This window comes from Trichocoleus desertorum AS-A10 (genome assembly GCF_039962155.1).
In the GTDB taxonomy this organism is placed as follows: Bacteria; Cyanobacteriota; Cyanobacteriia; order FACHB-46; family FACHB-46; genus Trichocoleus.
Genome location: NZ_JAMPKN010000003.1, coordinates 147,498 through 162,918 on the forward strand (window position 1 = coordinate 147,498; position 15,421 = coordinate 162,918).

The 15,421-nt window shown below is 49.3% G+C and carries 13 protein-coding genes; 8 read left to right on the top strand and 5 right to left on the bottom strand.

What is annotated here, in order from left to right:
* Positions 1 to 12: 12 nt before the first annotated feature.
* Positions 13 to 1,284: a tetratricopeptide repeat protein gene (locus NDA01_RS07520; RefSeq protein ID WP_190551473.1), complete on the top strand. Its 1,272-nt coding sequence runs from the start codon at positions 13 to 15 to the stop codon at positions 1,282 to 1,284.
* Positions 1,285 to 1,435: 151 nt separating this feature from the next.
* On the opposite strand, the gene NDA01_RS07525 is transcribed toward NDA01_RS07520, so the two are convergent.
* Positions 1,436 to 1,600, bottom strand: coding sequence for a hypothetical protein (locus NDA01_RS07525; RefSeq protein WP_348227452.1), 165 nt, complete (start codon positions 1,598 to 1,600; stop codon positions 1,436 to 1,438).
* Positions 1,601 to 2,026: 426 nt separating this feature from the next.
* Here NDA01_RS07525 and NDA01_RS07530 point away from each other — a divergent pair, with 426 nt between their 5' ends.
* The 3 genes from NDA01_RS07530 (at position 2,027) to NDA01_RS07540 (ending at position 4,550) form a co-directional block, all read left to right on the top strand.
* On the top strand, positions 2,027 to 2,611 hold the full coding sequence (locus NDA01_RS07530) for a pentapeptide repeat-containing protein (RefSeq protein ID WP_190563640.1): 585 nt from the start codon (positions 2,027 to 2,029) through the stop codon (positions 2,609 to 2,611).
* A 46-nt stretch (positions 2,612 to 2,657) separates the two neighbouring features.
* Complete coding sequence (locus NDA01_RS07535) at positions 2,658 to 2,918, top strand: DUF4177 domain-containing protein (protein ID WP_190436816.1); 261 nt, start codon at positions 2,658 to 2,660, stop codon at positions 2,916 to 2,918.
* 804 nt (positions 2,919 to 3,722) lie between these two features.
* Positions 3,723 to 4,550, top strand: a complete 828-nt coding sequence (locus tag NDA01_RS07540; protein WP_348227453.1) for a peptidoglycan-binding protein — start codon at positions 3,723 to 3,725, stop codon at positions 4,548 to 4,550.
* Between the two features lie 24 nt (positions 4,551 to 4,574).
* Here the strand turns inward: NDA01_RS07540 and NDA01_RS07545 are convergent, their stop codons facing one another.
* The gene (locus NDA01_RS07545) at positions 4,575 to 5,708 is read right to left on the bottom strand and encodes a DUF2927 domain-containing protein (RefSeq protein ID WP_348227454.1); all 1,134 of its coding nucleotides are present in this window, start codon (positions 5,706 to 5,708) and stop codon (positions 4,575 to 4,577) included.
* Positions 5,709 to 5,967: 259 nt separating this feature from the next.
* Between NDA01_RS07545 and NDA01_RS07550 the strand changes: the two genes are divergently transcribed.
* A complete protein-coding gene (locus NDA01_RS07550; RefSeq protein ID WP_348227455.1) occupies positions 5,968 to 6,447 on the top strand; it encodes an ABA4-like family protein in 480 nt (159 codons plus the stop codon).
* On the opposite strand, the gene NDA01_RS07555 is transcribed toward NDA01_RS07550, so the two are convergent.
* The gene (locus NDA01_RS07555) at positions 6,444 to 10,943 is read right to left on the bottom strand and encodes a response regulator (protein ID WP_348227456.1); all 4,500 of its coding nucleotides are present in this window, start codon (positions 10,941 to 10,943) and stop codon (positions 6,444 to 6,446) included. The genes NDA01_RS07550 and NDA01_RS07555 overlap by 4 nt on opposite strands.
* A gap of 353 nt (positions 10,944 to 11,296) precedes the next feature.
* Here NDA01_RS07555 and ggt point away from each other — a divergent pair, with 353 nt between their 5' ends.
* Positions 11,297 to 13,081: a gamma-glutamyltransferase gene (ggt, locus tag NDA01_RS07560; RefSeq protein ID WP_348227457.1), complete on the top strand. Its 1,785-nt coding sequence runs from the start codon at positions 11,297 to 11,299 to the stop codon at positions 13,079 to 13,081.
* 76 nt (positions 13,082 to 13,157) lie between these two features.
* On the opposite strand, the gene NDA01_RS07565 is transcribed toward ggt, so the two are convergent.
* A complete protein-coding gene (locus NDA01_RS07565; protein WP_190436828.1) occupies positions 13,158 to 13,364 on the bottom strand; it encodes a hypothetical protein in 207 nt (68 codons plus the stop codon).
* Between the two features lie 557 nt (positions 13,365 to 13,921).
* Between NDA01_RS07565 and NDA01_RS07570 the strand changes: the two genes are divergently transcribed.
* Positions 13,922 to 14,530, top strand: coding sequence for a DUF1802 family protein (locus NDA01_RS07570; protein WP_431193342.1), 609 nt, complete (start codon positions 13,922 to 13,924; stop codon positions 14,528 to 14,530).
* 46 nt (positions 14,531 to 14,576) lie between these two features.
* Positions 14,577 to 14,990, top strand: a complete 414-nt coding sequence (locus tag NDA01_RS07575) for a hypothetical protein (protein ID WP_190436831.1) — start codon at positions 14,577 to 14,579, stop codon at positions 14,988 to 14,990.
* Between the two features lie 140 nt (positions 14,991 to 15,130).
* Here the strand turns inward: NDA01_RS07575 and NDA01_RS07580 are convergent, their stop codons facing one another.
* Positions 15,131 to 15,286 (bottom strand): hypothetical protein, encoded by a 156-nt coding sequence (locus NDA01_RS07580; RefSeq protein WP_190436834.1) that lies wholly within the window; start codon positions 15,284 to 15,286, stop codon positions 15,131 to 15,133.
* Positions 15,287 to 15,421: the final 135 nt, after the last annotated feature.

Here is a 15,421-nt window from a genome sequence, read left to right on the forward strand (position 1 = left end):
GCCATGAAAATCATGCACAGAGCAATCACAATTTTGGGAGCCCTTGTTCTTTTGGGTGGATTAAGCCCAGTGGGACTGGCCCAATCGGAAAAAACCAAGCAGCCTAAGGCTCAAGATTTCTATCGCAGCGGAGCCCAGCAAGCCAAACAAGAAAATTACGATGCGGCTCTGAAAGAATTTGATCAGGCGATCGAGCTGAATCCGAATTATGGGTCGGCTTATGTGAATCGTGGCTACATTCGGTCTACGCTGGGCGATAAAGAAGGGGCACTCGCTGACTTCAACCAAGCGATCGAGCTGAATCCGAATGATCCGACGGCCTATGTGAATCGGGGCAATCTTTATTACCAAGGTGGCAACTCTCAAGCGGCCTTAGAAGACTTTAATCAAGCGGTTACGCTCAAGTCTGACTATGCTGCTGCTTATCTCAACCGAGGTTTTGTACATTCTTCTCTAGGAGAGAGCCAAGCCGCTCTGGCAGATTTTGACCAGGCAGTGAAGCACAACTCTAACTACGCAGAAGCTTATTTGAACCGAGCAGTCATTCGGGCCGCTCTAGGCGATCGCAATGCCGCTCTAGACGATCTCGATCGTGCTGTGCAGCTCCAGCCTAATTATGCGGAAGCTTATTTCAATCGGGGATTCGTCCGCGCCGCAAATGGTGACCAAACGGGGGCGGTTGACGATTTCACAGCGGCTATTCGAGTACGCTCTAGCTACGCGGAAGCCTACGGAAATCGGGGTTTTGCGCTGGTAGCGATGGGACAACCTCAGGTGGCGATCGCTGATTTCAATCAAGCTATTCAACTACAGCCCAACTACGCAGAAGCGTATAAGGGTCGAGGGGATGCTCGTGCAGCTTTAGGTGATCAGCAGGGAGCAACCAGCGATTACTCTCAAGCCCTGGAGATCAACCCCAACTATGCGGTGGCCTACGCGACTCGGGCTAAGGCTCGCTCGAATGCAGGAGATGCTCAAGGAGCGCTGGAAGACTACACCCAAGCGCTGAGCATGAACGCCAGCGACGATACTGCCTATACCGAGCGGGGCATGAACCGTAAAGCTGCTGGAGACCCAGATGGAGCGATTGAAGACTATAGCCAAGCCATTCAAATTAATCCAGGCAATGCGGATGCCTATTTCCAACGAGGCTTACTGCAATTGAGCCAAGGCAATCGTCAACAGGCATTGGCAGATATGGAAACAGCTGCAAATCTCTATCTCAAATTGGGTCAAGCCGATGGTTACCGTAATGTCTTGGCTCAGCTCAACCAAGTCCGCTAAACCTGTTTAGTGGCTGTCTCTCTGGTAGTGAACTGTCAGATTTCAAGACCTGCGATCGCACTGGCTAACGATGATCTAACTAACGATCTGGCTTGGTCAGTGTGCTTGGTCAGTGCGGTTATTATGGATACTGAGTTTTTGAGTTTGCCACTTAAACTTCTTCGGGTTGAGGCTCGTCTAAGTTCGTAAGGCGATTGCTTGTGAGTAGCTCATTGACTTGCTCTAAGCTCCAATAATGATCCAGGCGATCGCTTACTAACGGCAGAAGCATCTGGACACGGTCTTCTAGCTCTACCAAATATTCTAAAAGCTCCATAGAACTTAATTACTCCCCCTAAGTGACTTCATTCGCACTCATTTTTATTGCTGTTAACTCCATCCCTAAGGCTTTCCAGCACTCAGCATCTCTTGACTCATTGTGTAATTCTTAGGTACTAGAAAAGCGACTTAAATACCAAGAATACGTGATTTTCATCACAGACTAAAACGGCTCAGTCAGACTACCGGGAGCTTTTGATCTGCTTACTATACTCACTCAAAGGCCACTTCAGCACTAATAGCTATAGAAGCAAGCCATTTCCAGGAGGTTTTGTATTCCTACACACTGGAAAATTTTAGTAGCTTACCAGATTAATTTTGCTCGACTGTGGAGAAGGAAGTTGTTAGACCAACCATCTCCACAGTCATAACTCTGGTAAGTACTGTGATGTAGTGAATTACAGGGAGTGATCAAGGATTTAGCATGGATGTGAATCAGATTTATCAGCAATATGCCGATGGGGAACGTGACTTCAGAGGCGTAGATTGGAGCGATGTTGACTTATCAAACGCCCATTTAATTGAGGTTGATTTAACTGGAGCTAACCTCAGCCGCGCTAACTTAGCTGGCACCAATTTAGCCTTAGCTAAATTAACAGGAAGCAATTTGAGCAGTGCTAACTTGAGCCGTACTAACTTAACCGGAGCTGACCTAAACCGAGCAAATCTCCGGCGAGCAAAGCCTGTGGGGGCTATTCTGATCGGGGCGGATCTAAGTCAAGCAGATTTTTCAGAAAGTGATTTGACAGGAGCCATTCTCAGTGCGGCTAATCTGCAAGGCATCAATTTGCGAGCCGCAGTTTTGCGAGAAACGGATTTAGTCGGAGCTAATTTAACTGGAGCGACTTTGCAGAAAGCGAATCTGAGTGATGCCAATCTAAAAGGGGCGATTCTACGCAGCGCTGAACTAGTAGGTGCCAACTTAACCCGGGCTAACTTGGCAGGAGCAGATTTGCTAGGTGCCAACTTGAGGGATGTGATTATGCTTGACAACATCATCTACGAATAGCCATCATTTTTGGGCTAAGGATAAGTGGTTGTTAGGTGAGGTGTGCATGCAGAAGTGGGAGTATTGCGAAGTTTTCTATTTTGTCAACCGGGTTGGTTCTACCTCGACCCTAAGGCTACAGCTCAATGGGGAACAGCAGAATAACGTTTCTAGCGTGATTGAGTTTCTGAATCGACTCGGTCGGCAAGGATGGGAACTGGTGAGCCATGTGGTCAACCAAGAGATCATCTCGCGAGATGATTACGGCAAGTATATGTACACCAGTACCTTCAACACGCTGACCTTCAAACGCCCTCTACCAAGTTAGAAGAGCTAGACTACTAGCTTTTCCCCAACGATTACTTGCTCACGGGTTGTGCATCTCAGCCATATGATTCACTCACAGATCTCCGTTGGCCCAATGCTCCTCCCGTGAACTGAAAGTTAAGCTGACACTACTGTTTTTCAAGCGTTTGCAAGACTCGCAGCGGTTTTGCAACAGTTTTGCACGATTAGCCACAGTTTAGACTTATACCAATTTCTAAAAATCGGGCTACAAATGATTGGCTGTAGGGGCGAACGGCCATTCGCCCCTACGAATATCTGTAAAGAGAATTTAGAGAATTGGTATTACCCAACTAACTCGAAGCAGCACTGGATCGGAGACTGCTCAGTATAGGAATGGCAGTAGTGCCGCTTGGTAAGATTTTTGGTGGTATTTACGGTTTTGGCTAATTACTAGCTAACTACCAGGCAATACTTTGTCATGTCTCCGTCTCAGTAGATCTACTCTCCACCAAGCTGCTCAGTTGCAAAGATCGGGGTTAGTACAGATCCGGAATCATCCAGTCGGGCTTTGTTGTCAACTCTATTGCTAGTTTTTCTTGCAGGTTCTAGTGACGCTGGTACCCGCCTGCCTTTAAATCCAGATTTCCTAAAGCTTAAATTACCCTTTTAAGTGGCGATATTCGGTGGATTATCTGAGAACCTAAAGAGAGACTGTGATTATACGGGATCTTAATTCCTTACGATTACTCAGTATAATTAGCACCTTGCTTAGATAGTGGTGATCGAGGAATCATCAGCCACCGTACGTATTCATTCAACAGCCCTATTGGAGAATGCATCTAGCATGGAAACTTTAGCTTTTGTTCATACCGCCGTCGCCTACGCTGACCCTGATTCAGAGCCACAATTTTCTTTCCGGCCGCTTAACTTCAAACTCCTCAATTCTGGATGGATGAGCTTTGCCGCGATCGCGATCGGCTTGGCAATTCTCAGTACCACTTCAGATGCAATGGCGGCAGTTATAAAACGTGGCTCTAGTGGCAGTCTCGTCGGCACTATACAGTCCGCCTTGGTCAATCGTGGCTACAACACGGGTGGCGTGGATGGTGTTTTTGGTCCTGCGACTGAGTCGGCTGTCATTCGCTTTCAGCAAAAACAAGGACTGAGCGCTGATGGCATTGTCGGTGCGGCAACAGCGGCGGCTCTAGGCATTAATAACGGTAGCATCACTGGTGGTGGTGGTGGCGGTGGCGGCGGTGCTCCTGGCACTTACACCGTTACTGCCGGAAGTGGGTTACTGATTCGCTCCAGCCCTAGTCGAGGAAGTGCGGTAATCGGCAGTTTGGGGTACGGCGGGCAAGTGAGTGTTACCAGCAATCGGGCCTCCGGGGACGGTTACACATGGGCACAGCTTGCGGGCGGTGGCTGGGTAGCGGCAGACTACCTCAGCGCTGGCGGCGGCGGTGGCGGTGGTGGCGGTGGCGCTCCGAGTGGTGCGGTCACGATTTCGACCAATGGCAGCGCTCTCAACATTCGCTCTGGCCCCGGTGCTGGCTACGGCGTAGTTGGCAGTTTGTCCAATGGCTCACAAGCTAGCATCACTGGGCGCACCTCCAACGGGTGGTATGAATTGGCTAATGGGGGCTGGGTTTCTGGCTCTTGGATTTATTAACTTCAATCTAATAACTTCCGATCTTCAGCGCCCAACATATGGGGCTACGGGTAGGGAGAAATCTAAGGGAGCGCGATCGCCTAGTTGTTGGGTTGCAGCCGAGGACTGATTTGCCGTTTGCCATTGGCTGAGCACCTGAGTAACCTGCGATCGCGTCATCCCAGGTTGGATTTCTGGGCGATACAACATCCGAAGCAGCGTCTTATCAATTTCACTGTATTCGGTGGGGTCAGTCCAACCTTGGAAAAAGATGCTGTCGGGGTAGCGGCTAGAATCTTGCATCAAGCCGAGCGATTGGGTCAGTTCTTCGCGGATCAGGTGCGATCGCTCCTTCTGGCTCACCCCGACGGTCGAAATCAAAATTTTGGCATTATAAATGGTATTCTGCTGGTCCCAATACGTCCAGAAAAAGCCGTAATTAAGCGCTTGGTAGTTCGGTTCATACCGCCGGAAATCGGACTCCGGTACAAAGTAGATTTCCATGTTGGGGTTGTCTTGATCCATTTGCAGTTGCAGCCCCTCTGTGACCCCCTCAATATCTTGGATAACTGCCTGTAACGTGCGTAGATCTTCTGCGGTGGGCGACCCATGAATTTTTATCTTTACCGGACCCTGCCATTTCCGCACCCTAGAATCTGAGGCACCAAACTCGCCACCCATTGCCACTTCTAAGAAATAGCTGATTTGCTCTGGGGTGTAGCTAGGTAGCCCTAGGCTCTTGGGGCGCAGCGTTGTTACCTTTGTGGGGTTTGCTGAGCTGGGTTGAGGACGAACGGCGATCGCAGGCGAGGCCACAGAAGACGAAACTAACGGAACTGACCGAACTGGCAACGGCGATCGCTGCATCTGTACCAAGTCACTCCGCACCCAGCCTGCTAAGCGACCTCGCTCAAAGCGAACATAACTCCAATTTGCACCATCTCGCCCCCGCGCTTCTCGCAACACCTCAACGCGATCGCCGACCCACCCTGTAGAAACCAGAGATGCGACCGTGGATGGGGCTGAACGCACATTAATTTGCGAATCTGCATACCTCGCTTGCAACATCGCAGGTTTCGCCCAACTCGGCAACCCTACACTCAGGGCGATCGCCGTAGGAGTCAAGGCAAACAGAACCATCTGACGCATCGCCGCTAGCAGACTGAGTTTCACTGTCATGGTGCTCTTAAGTTTCAAAACGCTGGGGGGTACTAAACATAATTCCCCACTTTATTCGGAGTGTCTGGTCCCACATCCGTCTGATTTACCCAAATTGATTGACTGAACACATGGGTGCGAGAAATTGGCGCGAAAAACTGGCGCGATCGCCTTCTCAGTCGCGGCAAGCCACAATAGTCTTTACGGGTGTCTTGTCCCCAGACCCAGAAGCGAACCCGTAAGGGGAGCCATTGTGTAAATTACTTGGAGAAATTGCGTCATGACCCTTGCCCAACTATTTGATGGTGCCAATCTGTTTGTGCTGCCTTTTTGGGCGTTGATGATTCTGCTGCCCAACTGGAGTGTGACTCGGCGCGTCACGAGTTCGCTGCTTCCGTTTGTGGCCTTAGCCGCTCTCTACCTCTATCTGTTTGTCAGCACGATTACGCCGGAATCAGCTGAAGCTTTGTCTAACCCTCAGCTAGCCGATATTGCTCGGTTTTTTGCGGTCGAATCTGCTGCCGCTACAGGTTGGGTGCATTTCTTGGTCATGGATTTGTTTGTCGGTCGCTGGATTTATTGGGAAGGTCAGCGCACTGGCATTTGGACCATTCACTCGATCGCCCTTTGTTTATTTGCGGGTCCTCTAGGTTTGCTGTCTCACATCCTCACCACCTGGATCACCCAAACCTGGTTTAGCTCACCTACACCTGCAACCGAGACAGCAGAAGCGACATCAAAAGCATCATCACAAACTTAGACTTGATACTGTTGCCGCTCAGACTTCAACGCTGCCTTGACGCGCTCATACTCCGCTTCAATGTGTTGCATCAGTTCTCTGGCTAATTCGATTTCGTTAGGATAAGCGATCGCGCCTAGCTCTTCACATAGGGCTGCCAGGGTTTTAGCTCCTAAAGTCACGCTGCTGATTTTCAGACTATGGGCGGCCTGCTGCAATAAATCCAGATCTTCCTGAACGATCGCCATCCACATGCTCTGGAGCACTTTAGCGCCATCTTCCAAGTAGGTGTCGATCACTTCGACTAAAAATTCAATGGCATTCTCGCCTACCAACTCTTGTAAGGCTTGTAACGCCTGTCGATTCAGCACATCTTCTGGCGATCGCGTTTCTCCACTCCGTAAGGTTTGGCTTTTGGAGGGACAACTATTTAAGGCTTTCACAAGCGTATCTAGTCGAATCGGCTTGCTCACATAGTCATTCATACCAGAGGCTTTGCAAAGCTCGCGATCGCCCTGCATAGCGTTGGCAGTCATGGCAATGATGTAGGGGCGGGTGTCTGGGGACCACTCCTGACAAATACGGCGAGTGGCAGTGAGGCCGTCCATTTCTGGCATTTGCACATCCATCAGGACCAGGTCGTAAACCTGTCGTCGCAAGGCCGAAAGCACCTCTAAGCCATTAGCCGCAATATCTGCTCGGTAGCCCAACTGTTGCAACAAATGCAAAGCGACTTTTTGGTTCACCACATTGTCTTCGGCCAGCAAAATTTTGAGAGGATGACGTTCGGCAATTTGGGCATCAAAGCGAGAGAAACTAGAGCGCGTTGAGCGTGCTGGGGTAGGCACTCCGGCAAAAATTTCATTCAAGGCATCATAAAAGTGGGATTGTTTCACAGGCTTGCTCAGAACTGCCGCAAAGTTTGCGCTTTGCCTTTCAATCCCAGATTGTCGGAGGGTCGTCAATAAAATCAGTAATAACTGTGAGCAATCTTGTTGCTGGCGGATGGCAGTAGCGAGCGTTAAACCATCTGTGGTGGGCATTTGCTGATCAATCACAGCAACATCAAACTGTTCTCCTTGACGTAACCAAGTCAACGCCTCTGTGGCGGAGCTGGCTGCTCGTGCCCGCATGCCCCAAGACTGAGCTTGTAGCATTAAATTCTGCCGACTGGTAGCATTGTCATCCACGATTAGCAGCCGTTTCTTGGCTAAGCTGGGCAACCGCATATTGAAACTGGTTGATAAGTCCTCCGCAACTTGGGCAATCACGGAGAAGTAGAAAGTAGAGCCAGCGCCCACCTCACTATCTACCCAGATCCTGCCTCCCATCATTTCGCTCAGACGCTGGCTAATCACCAGCCCCAAACCTGTACCGCCATATTGACGGCTGGTGGAAGAGTCAATCTGGGTAAACGGTTGAAACAAGCGGTCGAGGCGATTGCTGGGAATCCCTACTCCCGTATCGCGAATGGCGAATCTCACGGCATATTCTGTATTGTCAGAAGACTCAGCATTGTAGCTACGCAGTAGTTGACGTGCCTTAACTTCTACGGTCACTTCGCCAGTTTCCGTAAACTTGACGGCATTGCCAATCAAATTCACCAAAATCTGCCGTAGCCGAGTGACATCACCCACGAGCGCCACAGGCGTATTTGGCTCAATGAGATAAGCCAGCTCTAAATTCTTCTCAGCCGCTCTGGGGGCCAGTAAATCTAGAACGCCTTCAATACAGGTGCGTAAGTCAAAGGGTTGCTCTTCTAGATCCAGCCTGCCCGATTCAATTTTAGAGAAGTCGAGAATATCGTTAATGATGGCAAGTAACGATTCGCCGCTGGTACGAATAGTTTCAGCAAAGTCTTGCTGCTGAATGGTGAGAGGGGTATCCAATAACAACCCTGTCATCCCAATCACCGCATTCATCGGTGTCCGAATTTCGTGGCTCATCGTGGCCAGAAATTCACTTTTAGCTCGGTTGGCGGCTTCGGCTGTCTGCTTAGCTTTTTCTAAGGCTAGATATTGCTCAGTTAAGCGTTCTCTTTGATCAGTTTCTTGTTCTAGGAGGCGGGCTTGGGCTAGAGCAATGCCTACTTGGTCAGCTACTGCTTCTAGCAAACTAATTTCTTCTAGAGTCCAATGGCGATAGGCATCACACTGATGCAGAGAGATGACGCCATTGGGTTCGCCTTGATAGGAAGTCCGCACAGCCAGTAGCGACTTCAAGCCCATTTGCTCCCAGGCCGCGATCGGATTCTGAAAGGATGAATCGATGCTGATGTTATCAGCCGCGATCGCTTGGTCCTGCGCTAACACAGAAATGATAAACGGATTGCTAGCAACTGGAACATTGATTGGAGACACCGAATCATAACCAGGCTCTAAATACTCAGCCACGACTGGAATTTGGGGCGAGGGACTGGTGACATAAGTCCGAATCAAGCAGCGATTGACACTAAATGCTTGACCAATCTGCCACACCGCCGTCCGAAAAATTTGTTGAGTATTTAAGCTCCGCCGAATCTCCTGCGTAATCTGTTTTAGCAATACAGCTCGATGAAACTGCTGATGGAGTGCTGCCTTCGCTTGTTGCCGCTGAGTAATGTCTCGATAGCTAATGACAGTTCCCACAATCTTGTCACCAATCTTCTGCGGCTTGGAATAACGCTCAAAACTTCTGTCATCCTTCAACTGGAAAATAGCACAGCTCACCGCCTCAGGCCTTGTATAGGACTTCTGAACTTGAGCGAGAAACTCTTCTGGTTCTTGCAGTTGCCCTAGAGCAAAGTCAACAAACTGCTGATCCTGCCGCGATGCCATAATTTCATCAGAAACTTGCCATAGCTCGACAAATCTGCGGTTCCAAATCACCATCTTTCCAGTGGTATCCACTGCTAAGATGCCGTCAGCGGTTGACTCTAAGGTTGCCTGTAGCAGGGAAAAAGATTGATCTAGCTCTTTCTCGGTAGAGCGCCGTTCTGTGACATCAATTCCAGTCGCAACGACATACTCCACCACTTCAGCACAGTCTAGGAGCACTGTATTAGACCAAGCAATTAAACGGCGATCGCCCTCTTTAGTCAGCCAATAATTTTCATGGTGGTTAGGAAATTGCCCTGCTCGTAACTCGGCAAATACAGCCTGAACCATTGTGGTCTCTTCAGGGACGGTAAAAAGATCCCAAAAAGGTTGACCTCGCACTTCAGCAAATGAATAACCTGTGATTTGCTCACAGGTGCGATTGAAGCGCACAATTCGTCCTTGAGTATCCAGCACAATCACTAAAGCAGCAGAGGTGTCTAGGATAGTGGACACAAAATTGCGCTCTTGCCATAGAGCTTCTTCTATTTGCTGACGCTCTCGGACTTCTCGATCTACCAAGTAGTAAACGATTGAAAGAATCACAAGATACAGCAATAGCCCCACCGAGAACATCACCAGCGTTTGTTGAGTGCTGGTTGCAGTTGCTTGTGATTGTTGTCGCAGCAATTGCTTGGCTTGTTGCTGCATTGCTACAGTAAGCTCTTGAATATCATCAAGGTTGTCTTTATTTTCATCTGCCAGTACACGCTGTACGGCGGACTCCAGTCCGTACTGGCTACGCAAATCAATGGTTTGCTGTAGCTCCATCAGCCTTCGGGAAATTAACGTCTCTAAGGCTTTAAAGTTTCGCTGTTGGCTGAGGTCATGATGAGTCAAGCTGCGGAGCTGATTTAGGTCTTGCTTAATACCCTGCAAAGCCTCTTTGTAAGGGGCTAAATAATAGGTTTTACCTGTGATCAAGTAGCTCCGCTGGTTGGCTTCAGCTTCTTTGAGTTGGGCGACAGTATCTCCTAAGCTCTCTAACAAATAATGGGTTTGCTCAACCGAATTGCTGGCTATTTGAAGCTGAGTGGCACTTCGATGTGCCGCAAACCCAGTCATCAACAAAACGCCTGCTACGAGGGCAAAACCACTGCGAATCTTAAAACGCAGGTGATATCGCTTTTTTTCCGGCTGCTTGCGCTCGACTGCGGTATGGGCAAGGCTGGCTAAATTACGCCGCAACTCTAGTTGGGTTAAGACTTGACGAGCTAGAGCGTATAAGGCTTCAATTTGCCAATCACTGAGCTGACGGGGTACATAGTCAATCACGCAAAGAGTCCCTAACGGATAGCCTTCTGGCGTGATCAAAGGGACGCCCGCATAAAAGCGGATATGGGGTGCTGAAGTAACGAGAGGGTTGTTGGCAAACCGCTCATCCGCTAGTGCGTCTGGAATAATGAATATTTTTGGTTTGTGGAGAGCATGGGCACAAAAGGCAACGTCTCTAGGAGTCTCCTGAACATTCAACCCCACCTTTGATTTGAACCATTGTCGCCTTGCATCTACCAGGCTGACTAAGGCAATGGGAGTTTCACAGATCTGAGCTGCTAGACGAGTCAAGTCATCAAAGGCTTGTTCTGGAGCCGTATCCAGAATGTTGTACTGAGAGAGAGCTTCAAGCCGTGCTGATTCGTTGCTAGGCAGAGGTGCCTTCATTGTCAATCTCCCATTGAGCAGCCCATTCTCGTTCGTGCTGTTAATGCTGTTAATTTTAGCGATCGCCACCAGCGCGACCCAACAGCGCTAGATTTGGCCCAGAAGCGGATTGATGGTTGATTAAACTTTGTGCAAACATTCAATCATTCCTAGGCTGCTAGCCTTCAACACCCAGTCCTTACCTCAAACCTACCCAAACCTTGGTTGAACCCGCCCAGGCTCAGAAGTCTCAGGCTACCCAAGTCTAGTGGTAACTAACACTGTCCTGTAGTATTCCCGAAAAATCACTTTCGGCAATGGTCCCGCTCGCAGAACAGAATCATTGCTGAGATCACTGTTGAGGAGACCCGCTTATGTTTCAACGCTATCAACTCCATCGACCGACTGGTTTAAGCTTGCCATATCCTTACTTGTATCACTGCACACAGCTAGCGATCGCGTTGGTTTCCAGTTGTGCAGTTGCCTTAGCAGTGGGGCAGTCTAGTCTAGCCGCTTTTATCTCACCCCAACGCAGTCAGCAGGGAATGGTGGTGTCGGCTCATCCCCAGGCAAGTGATGCGGGACTGACGATGTTGCGGCAGGGCGGTAATGCCGTAGATGCAGCCGTTGCTACAGCCTTTGTCCTCTCAGTCGTAGAACCTTTTTCGGCGGGCATCGGTGGGGGTGGCTTCTTGCTATTCCATGCGGGTAAAACGGGTAAAACCACAGCCCTAGACTTTCGCGAGCAAGCACCGCAATTAGCCACTCGCAATATGTTTTTAGATGCGCAAGGACGAGTCCGCCCCCAAACCAGTGTGGATGGACATCTGGCGGTGGCAGTGCCAGGAACGGTGGCGGGACTTTATGAAGTGCATCGCCGCTATGGCCAGTTGCCTTGGGCGCAAGTGGTCAATCCAGCGATTCAATTGGCACAAGGCGGTTTTGAGATAACGCCTCGCTTTGTGGAGTCTGCCGCAGCCCGTAAAGCAGTAATTTTGCGGAATTCAGCAGCACGGCAAGTTTTTACTCGCGATGGTGTTTTCTATGAAGTCGGCGATCGCTTAGTGCAGCGCGACTTAGCCAAGACTTTGCAAGCGATCGCTCAAGATCCCCAAAGCTTTTATCGAGGTTGGATTGCGGCGGCGATCGCCCGTGATATGGCTAAAAATGGCGGCTTAATTACAGCTAAAGATCTCCAGCTTTATCGCCCAACTTGGCGCACTCCGATTTGCGGCCCGTTTCGGCAATACCAAGTTTGCTCTATGCCACCCCCTTCGTCTGGGGGAGTTCACTTATTAGAAATTTTGAATATTGTGGGCTGTGCCGACCTCAAGAGTTGGGGTTGGCACAGCCCTGATGCGTTGCATTTGCTGGCCAGCGCCATGCAGATTGCCTATGCCGATCGCGCGGTCTTTTTAGGCGATCCTAAGTTTGTCCAAGTTCCTGTTAAAGCTCTGACCAGTCGAGCTTATGCGGCCACAAGGCGTCAAGAAATTCCACCTCGACAGGCCCGCTCCTCCAAAGTCGTTAAGGCGGTTGATCCAGCGGTTCTAAAACGGTTTATGACAACAGCCGAGTCTGATGATACGACTCACCTGACTGTAGTTGACCCAGTTCGCAATGCGGTCAGCCTCACCTTTACGGTCAACGGCCCGTTTGGAGCTGGAGTCGTGGCACCCGGCACAGGAATTTTGCTCAATAACGAAATGGATGATTTTGCGATCGCCCCTGGCATTCCCAATCTCTATGGGCTAGTGGGGAATGATGCCAATGCAGTTGCCCCTGGCAAAATTCCCCTGTCCAGCATGACCCCAACCATCGTGACGGAGCGCGGAAAACTGCGCTTAGCCGTAGGCTCTCCCGGCGGTAGCACGATTATTACTACGGTCCTCCAGATCATTCTGAACGTTCTGGTCTATGACATGGATGCTGGGGCTGCCGTTTCTGCCTCTCGCATCCATCACCAATGGCTCCCCGATGAACTTAGGGTAGAACCTTGGGGACTGGATGCAGCCACGCTGAAGGACTTGCGACAGCGTGGCTATCAGATTCAGGAGCGAGCTCCTTGGGGAAATGCCAATTTGATTGTGGTAGCGCCCAATGGACAGCTAGAAGGAGCCGTTGATCCTCGTGGAGAAGGAGCAGCCCGAGGCTTATAACTTCAATTATGAAATTGATGGAACCGAGTTTGGTTTGAACTTAAGAGAGCTAGGCGTAGCGCAAAACTGCTGGAACTTACGCAGCCCGCCGTACCACTTCTAGCTCTAGCATGGCGTCGATCATGGCCCAAGCTTTGCCTAAAGCTTCATTCAATTCAGTAACTCGAATGCCATAACGCACTTTGCCGCGTTGCCACTGCAACCATAAACCGCGATTTTGCTCTGATTGCTTCAAATAAATTGGAATGGTGTGGTAAGTCGTGTAGGGTTTTAAAGGAGCCATTACTAAAACCTCGATGCCAAAAATGGTGATATTTATTCAAAAAATAATTGTGGACTGCACCCAGGTAATCGTAAGAATTTAATGCTATCTATCCGTAGATTCTAGTGGAATGCTGAGGCAGCTCAATCTATCTTTTTAGATAAATTATTAATTCCCTCTAAAGATATATAGAAATGTAGCGATCACTCTCAGTAGTTATTTTTTGTGGCTGTGGAATACAACTTAAAAGCTAGCTGAAATAGTTTTTAGTTAAATATAAATACTGACTCTTAAAGCTGTGCAAGTTTCTAGCAAACTTATCTTTTTTAATAGAAAAATTAGCTAATCCTGAATTTCGGGGCTGACGGGGTTATTACCAATTCACTTGGTGAAGCGCCTCTTACAACTCACCAACCTGAATCAATCTGATCCATCATTTTAGAGTTGCTATATTCCTACTCAAATCTCAGAGTTGGCTGAAATTGAGGTGAGAGATTAGGATAGAGGCTTCGATCGCAGATTGCAGTGAGCAGATTGCAGTGAATAGAGCCTGACCGACTCATTTGGGAGTCAATGCTATGGAAGCTATGGAACCAACAATGACTCACGCCCTAAAAGAGTGGGCTGTTGCTGTCAGTGCCTTGGTGCAAGGGCAAACCATTTTGCTACTGCGGAAGGGGGGCATCAAAGAGCAAGGAGGTACTTTTAGAGTGGCTCATGACTCAGTGGTGCTGTATCCCACCTATGAGCACCAAAAACCTGATTTGCTCAAACCTGTCTATGCCGCTCAAGTTCAACCTGTAACATCCGGTTGGCACCCTGAGACTGTGCCAATCAGCGCTTGGGCTCAAATTACCCACATTCTTCAGGTCGTAGAGGCAGCAACTGTCGCTCAACTCCTGCCCTACCACATTTGGAATGAGCGGTTTGTCAGCGATCGCTTAAAGTGGAAACCCCGCACCCCGCTCTATCTCTTATTATTGCGGGCCTATCGCCTGCCCCAAACTCAAATGATTCCCTATCGTTTAGAGTATGGAGGTTGTCAGTCTTGGATTGATTTAGCTACTCCAATATCACTGGTTGACTCAACTCCAGTGCTCAGTGACGCAGAGTACGCTCGCCAAACTGAGGGGATTCAGGCGATGATCAACGAATCGATTGTGAAGACCACAGCAACTTCTCTATAAAATAGCGCTATCCCACGGACGCATTCCTCAATTAGCAGTCACAACTATGCCTAAGCAAAGAACTCGGTTAGCTCCTCGCACACCTGCTCGTGAAAGACAGCCTTTATCTTTTACCTTAGAGGATATTACGCAAAGGGATTTCTTTGTCGCTTTAGGAATTTGGGTGATTTTAGAAGTTCTGGGTCTGGTGCTGTTTCCAGCCCTAGGACTCATTCAACCAGGCGATCGCTTGAATGGCTGGATCGCAACTAGTGTGCCAGTCGGAGTCATTGGGGCGTTTTTAGTTGGGGCAAGCTCCCAGTACATCAACGTCACAGTTGATCGCGCAGACAGAACCAACAAGCCTTTGCAGATTTTATTAGGACAAGCTGTGGGTTGGCTGGGTCTAGCTGGCGTGCTCTTCCCATTGCTTGTAGTAGCTGTTGAATTTTTCACTAAGACTCTTGGCAAAGCGGGCTGAAGCTGAGTTGCCGTTCTACCAGCGGAGCTACGTCTATTTCTTTGGGGCTGTGCTTAGCTTGGGCGCTAGCTCGCTGGTCAACTTACGGGTGATATAAATTACCAAGCTCTTTTTTCTCAGCGTTCTTTACTCAGGCTTCATCATCGTTGCGCTGAGAGTTGGATCGATGAAGTTGGTGCTTGTGCTGAAGGAACTGTTCGCTTGAGTTGAGAATGGCCTGAAAGGAAAGCAACCGCAGCAGTAATGGCGATCGCGTGAATTACAACAGCGCTGCGAGAGGAGAAGGAGTCAGACATGACGACAACAGGAAATGAATGCCAATTTTGTTATGACATTCCCTCTGGCTCCTCCGGGTGATCCTACAGGTATTTCTCTGTAATCTCTGTCACAACTAGTCCTGTTCGGTCAAATTGTTCAACCAAATGTCTATG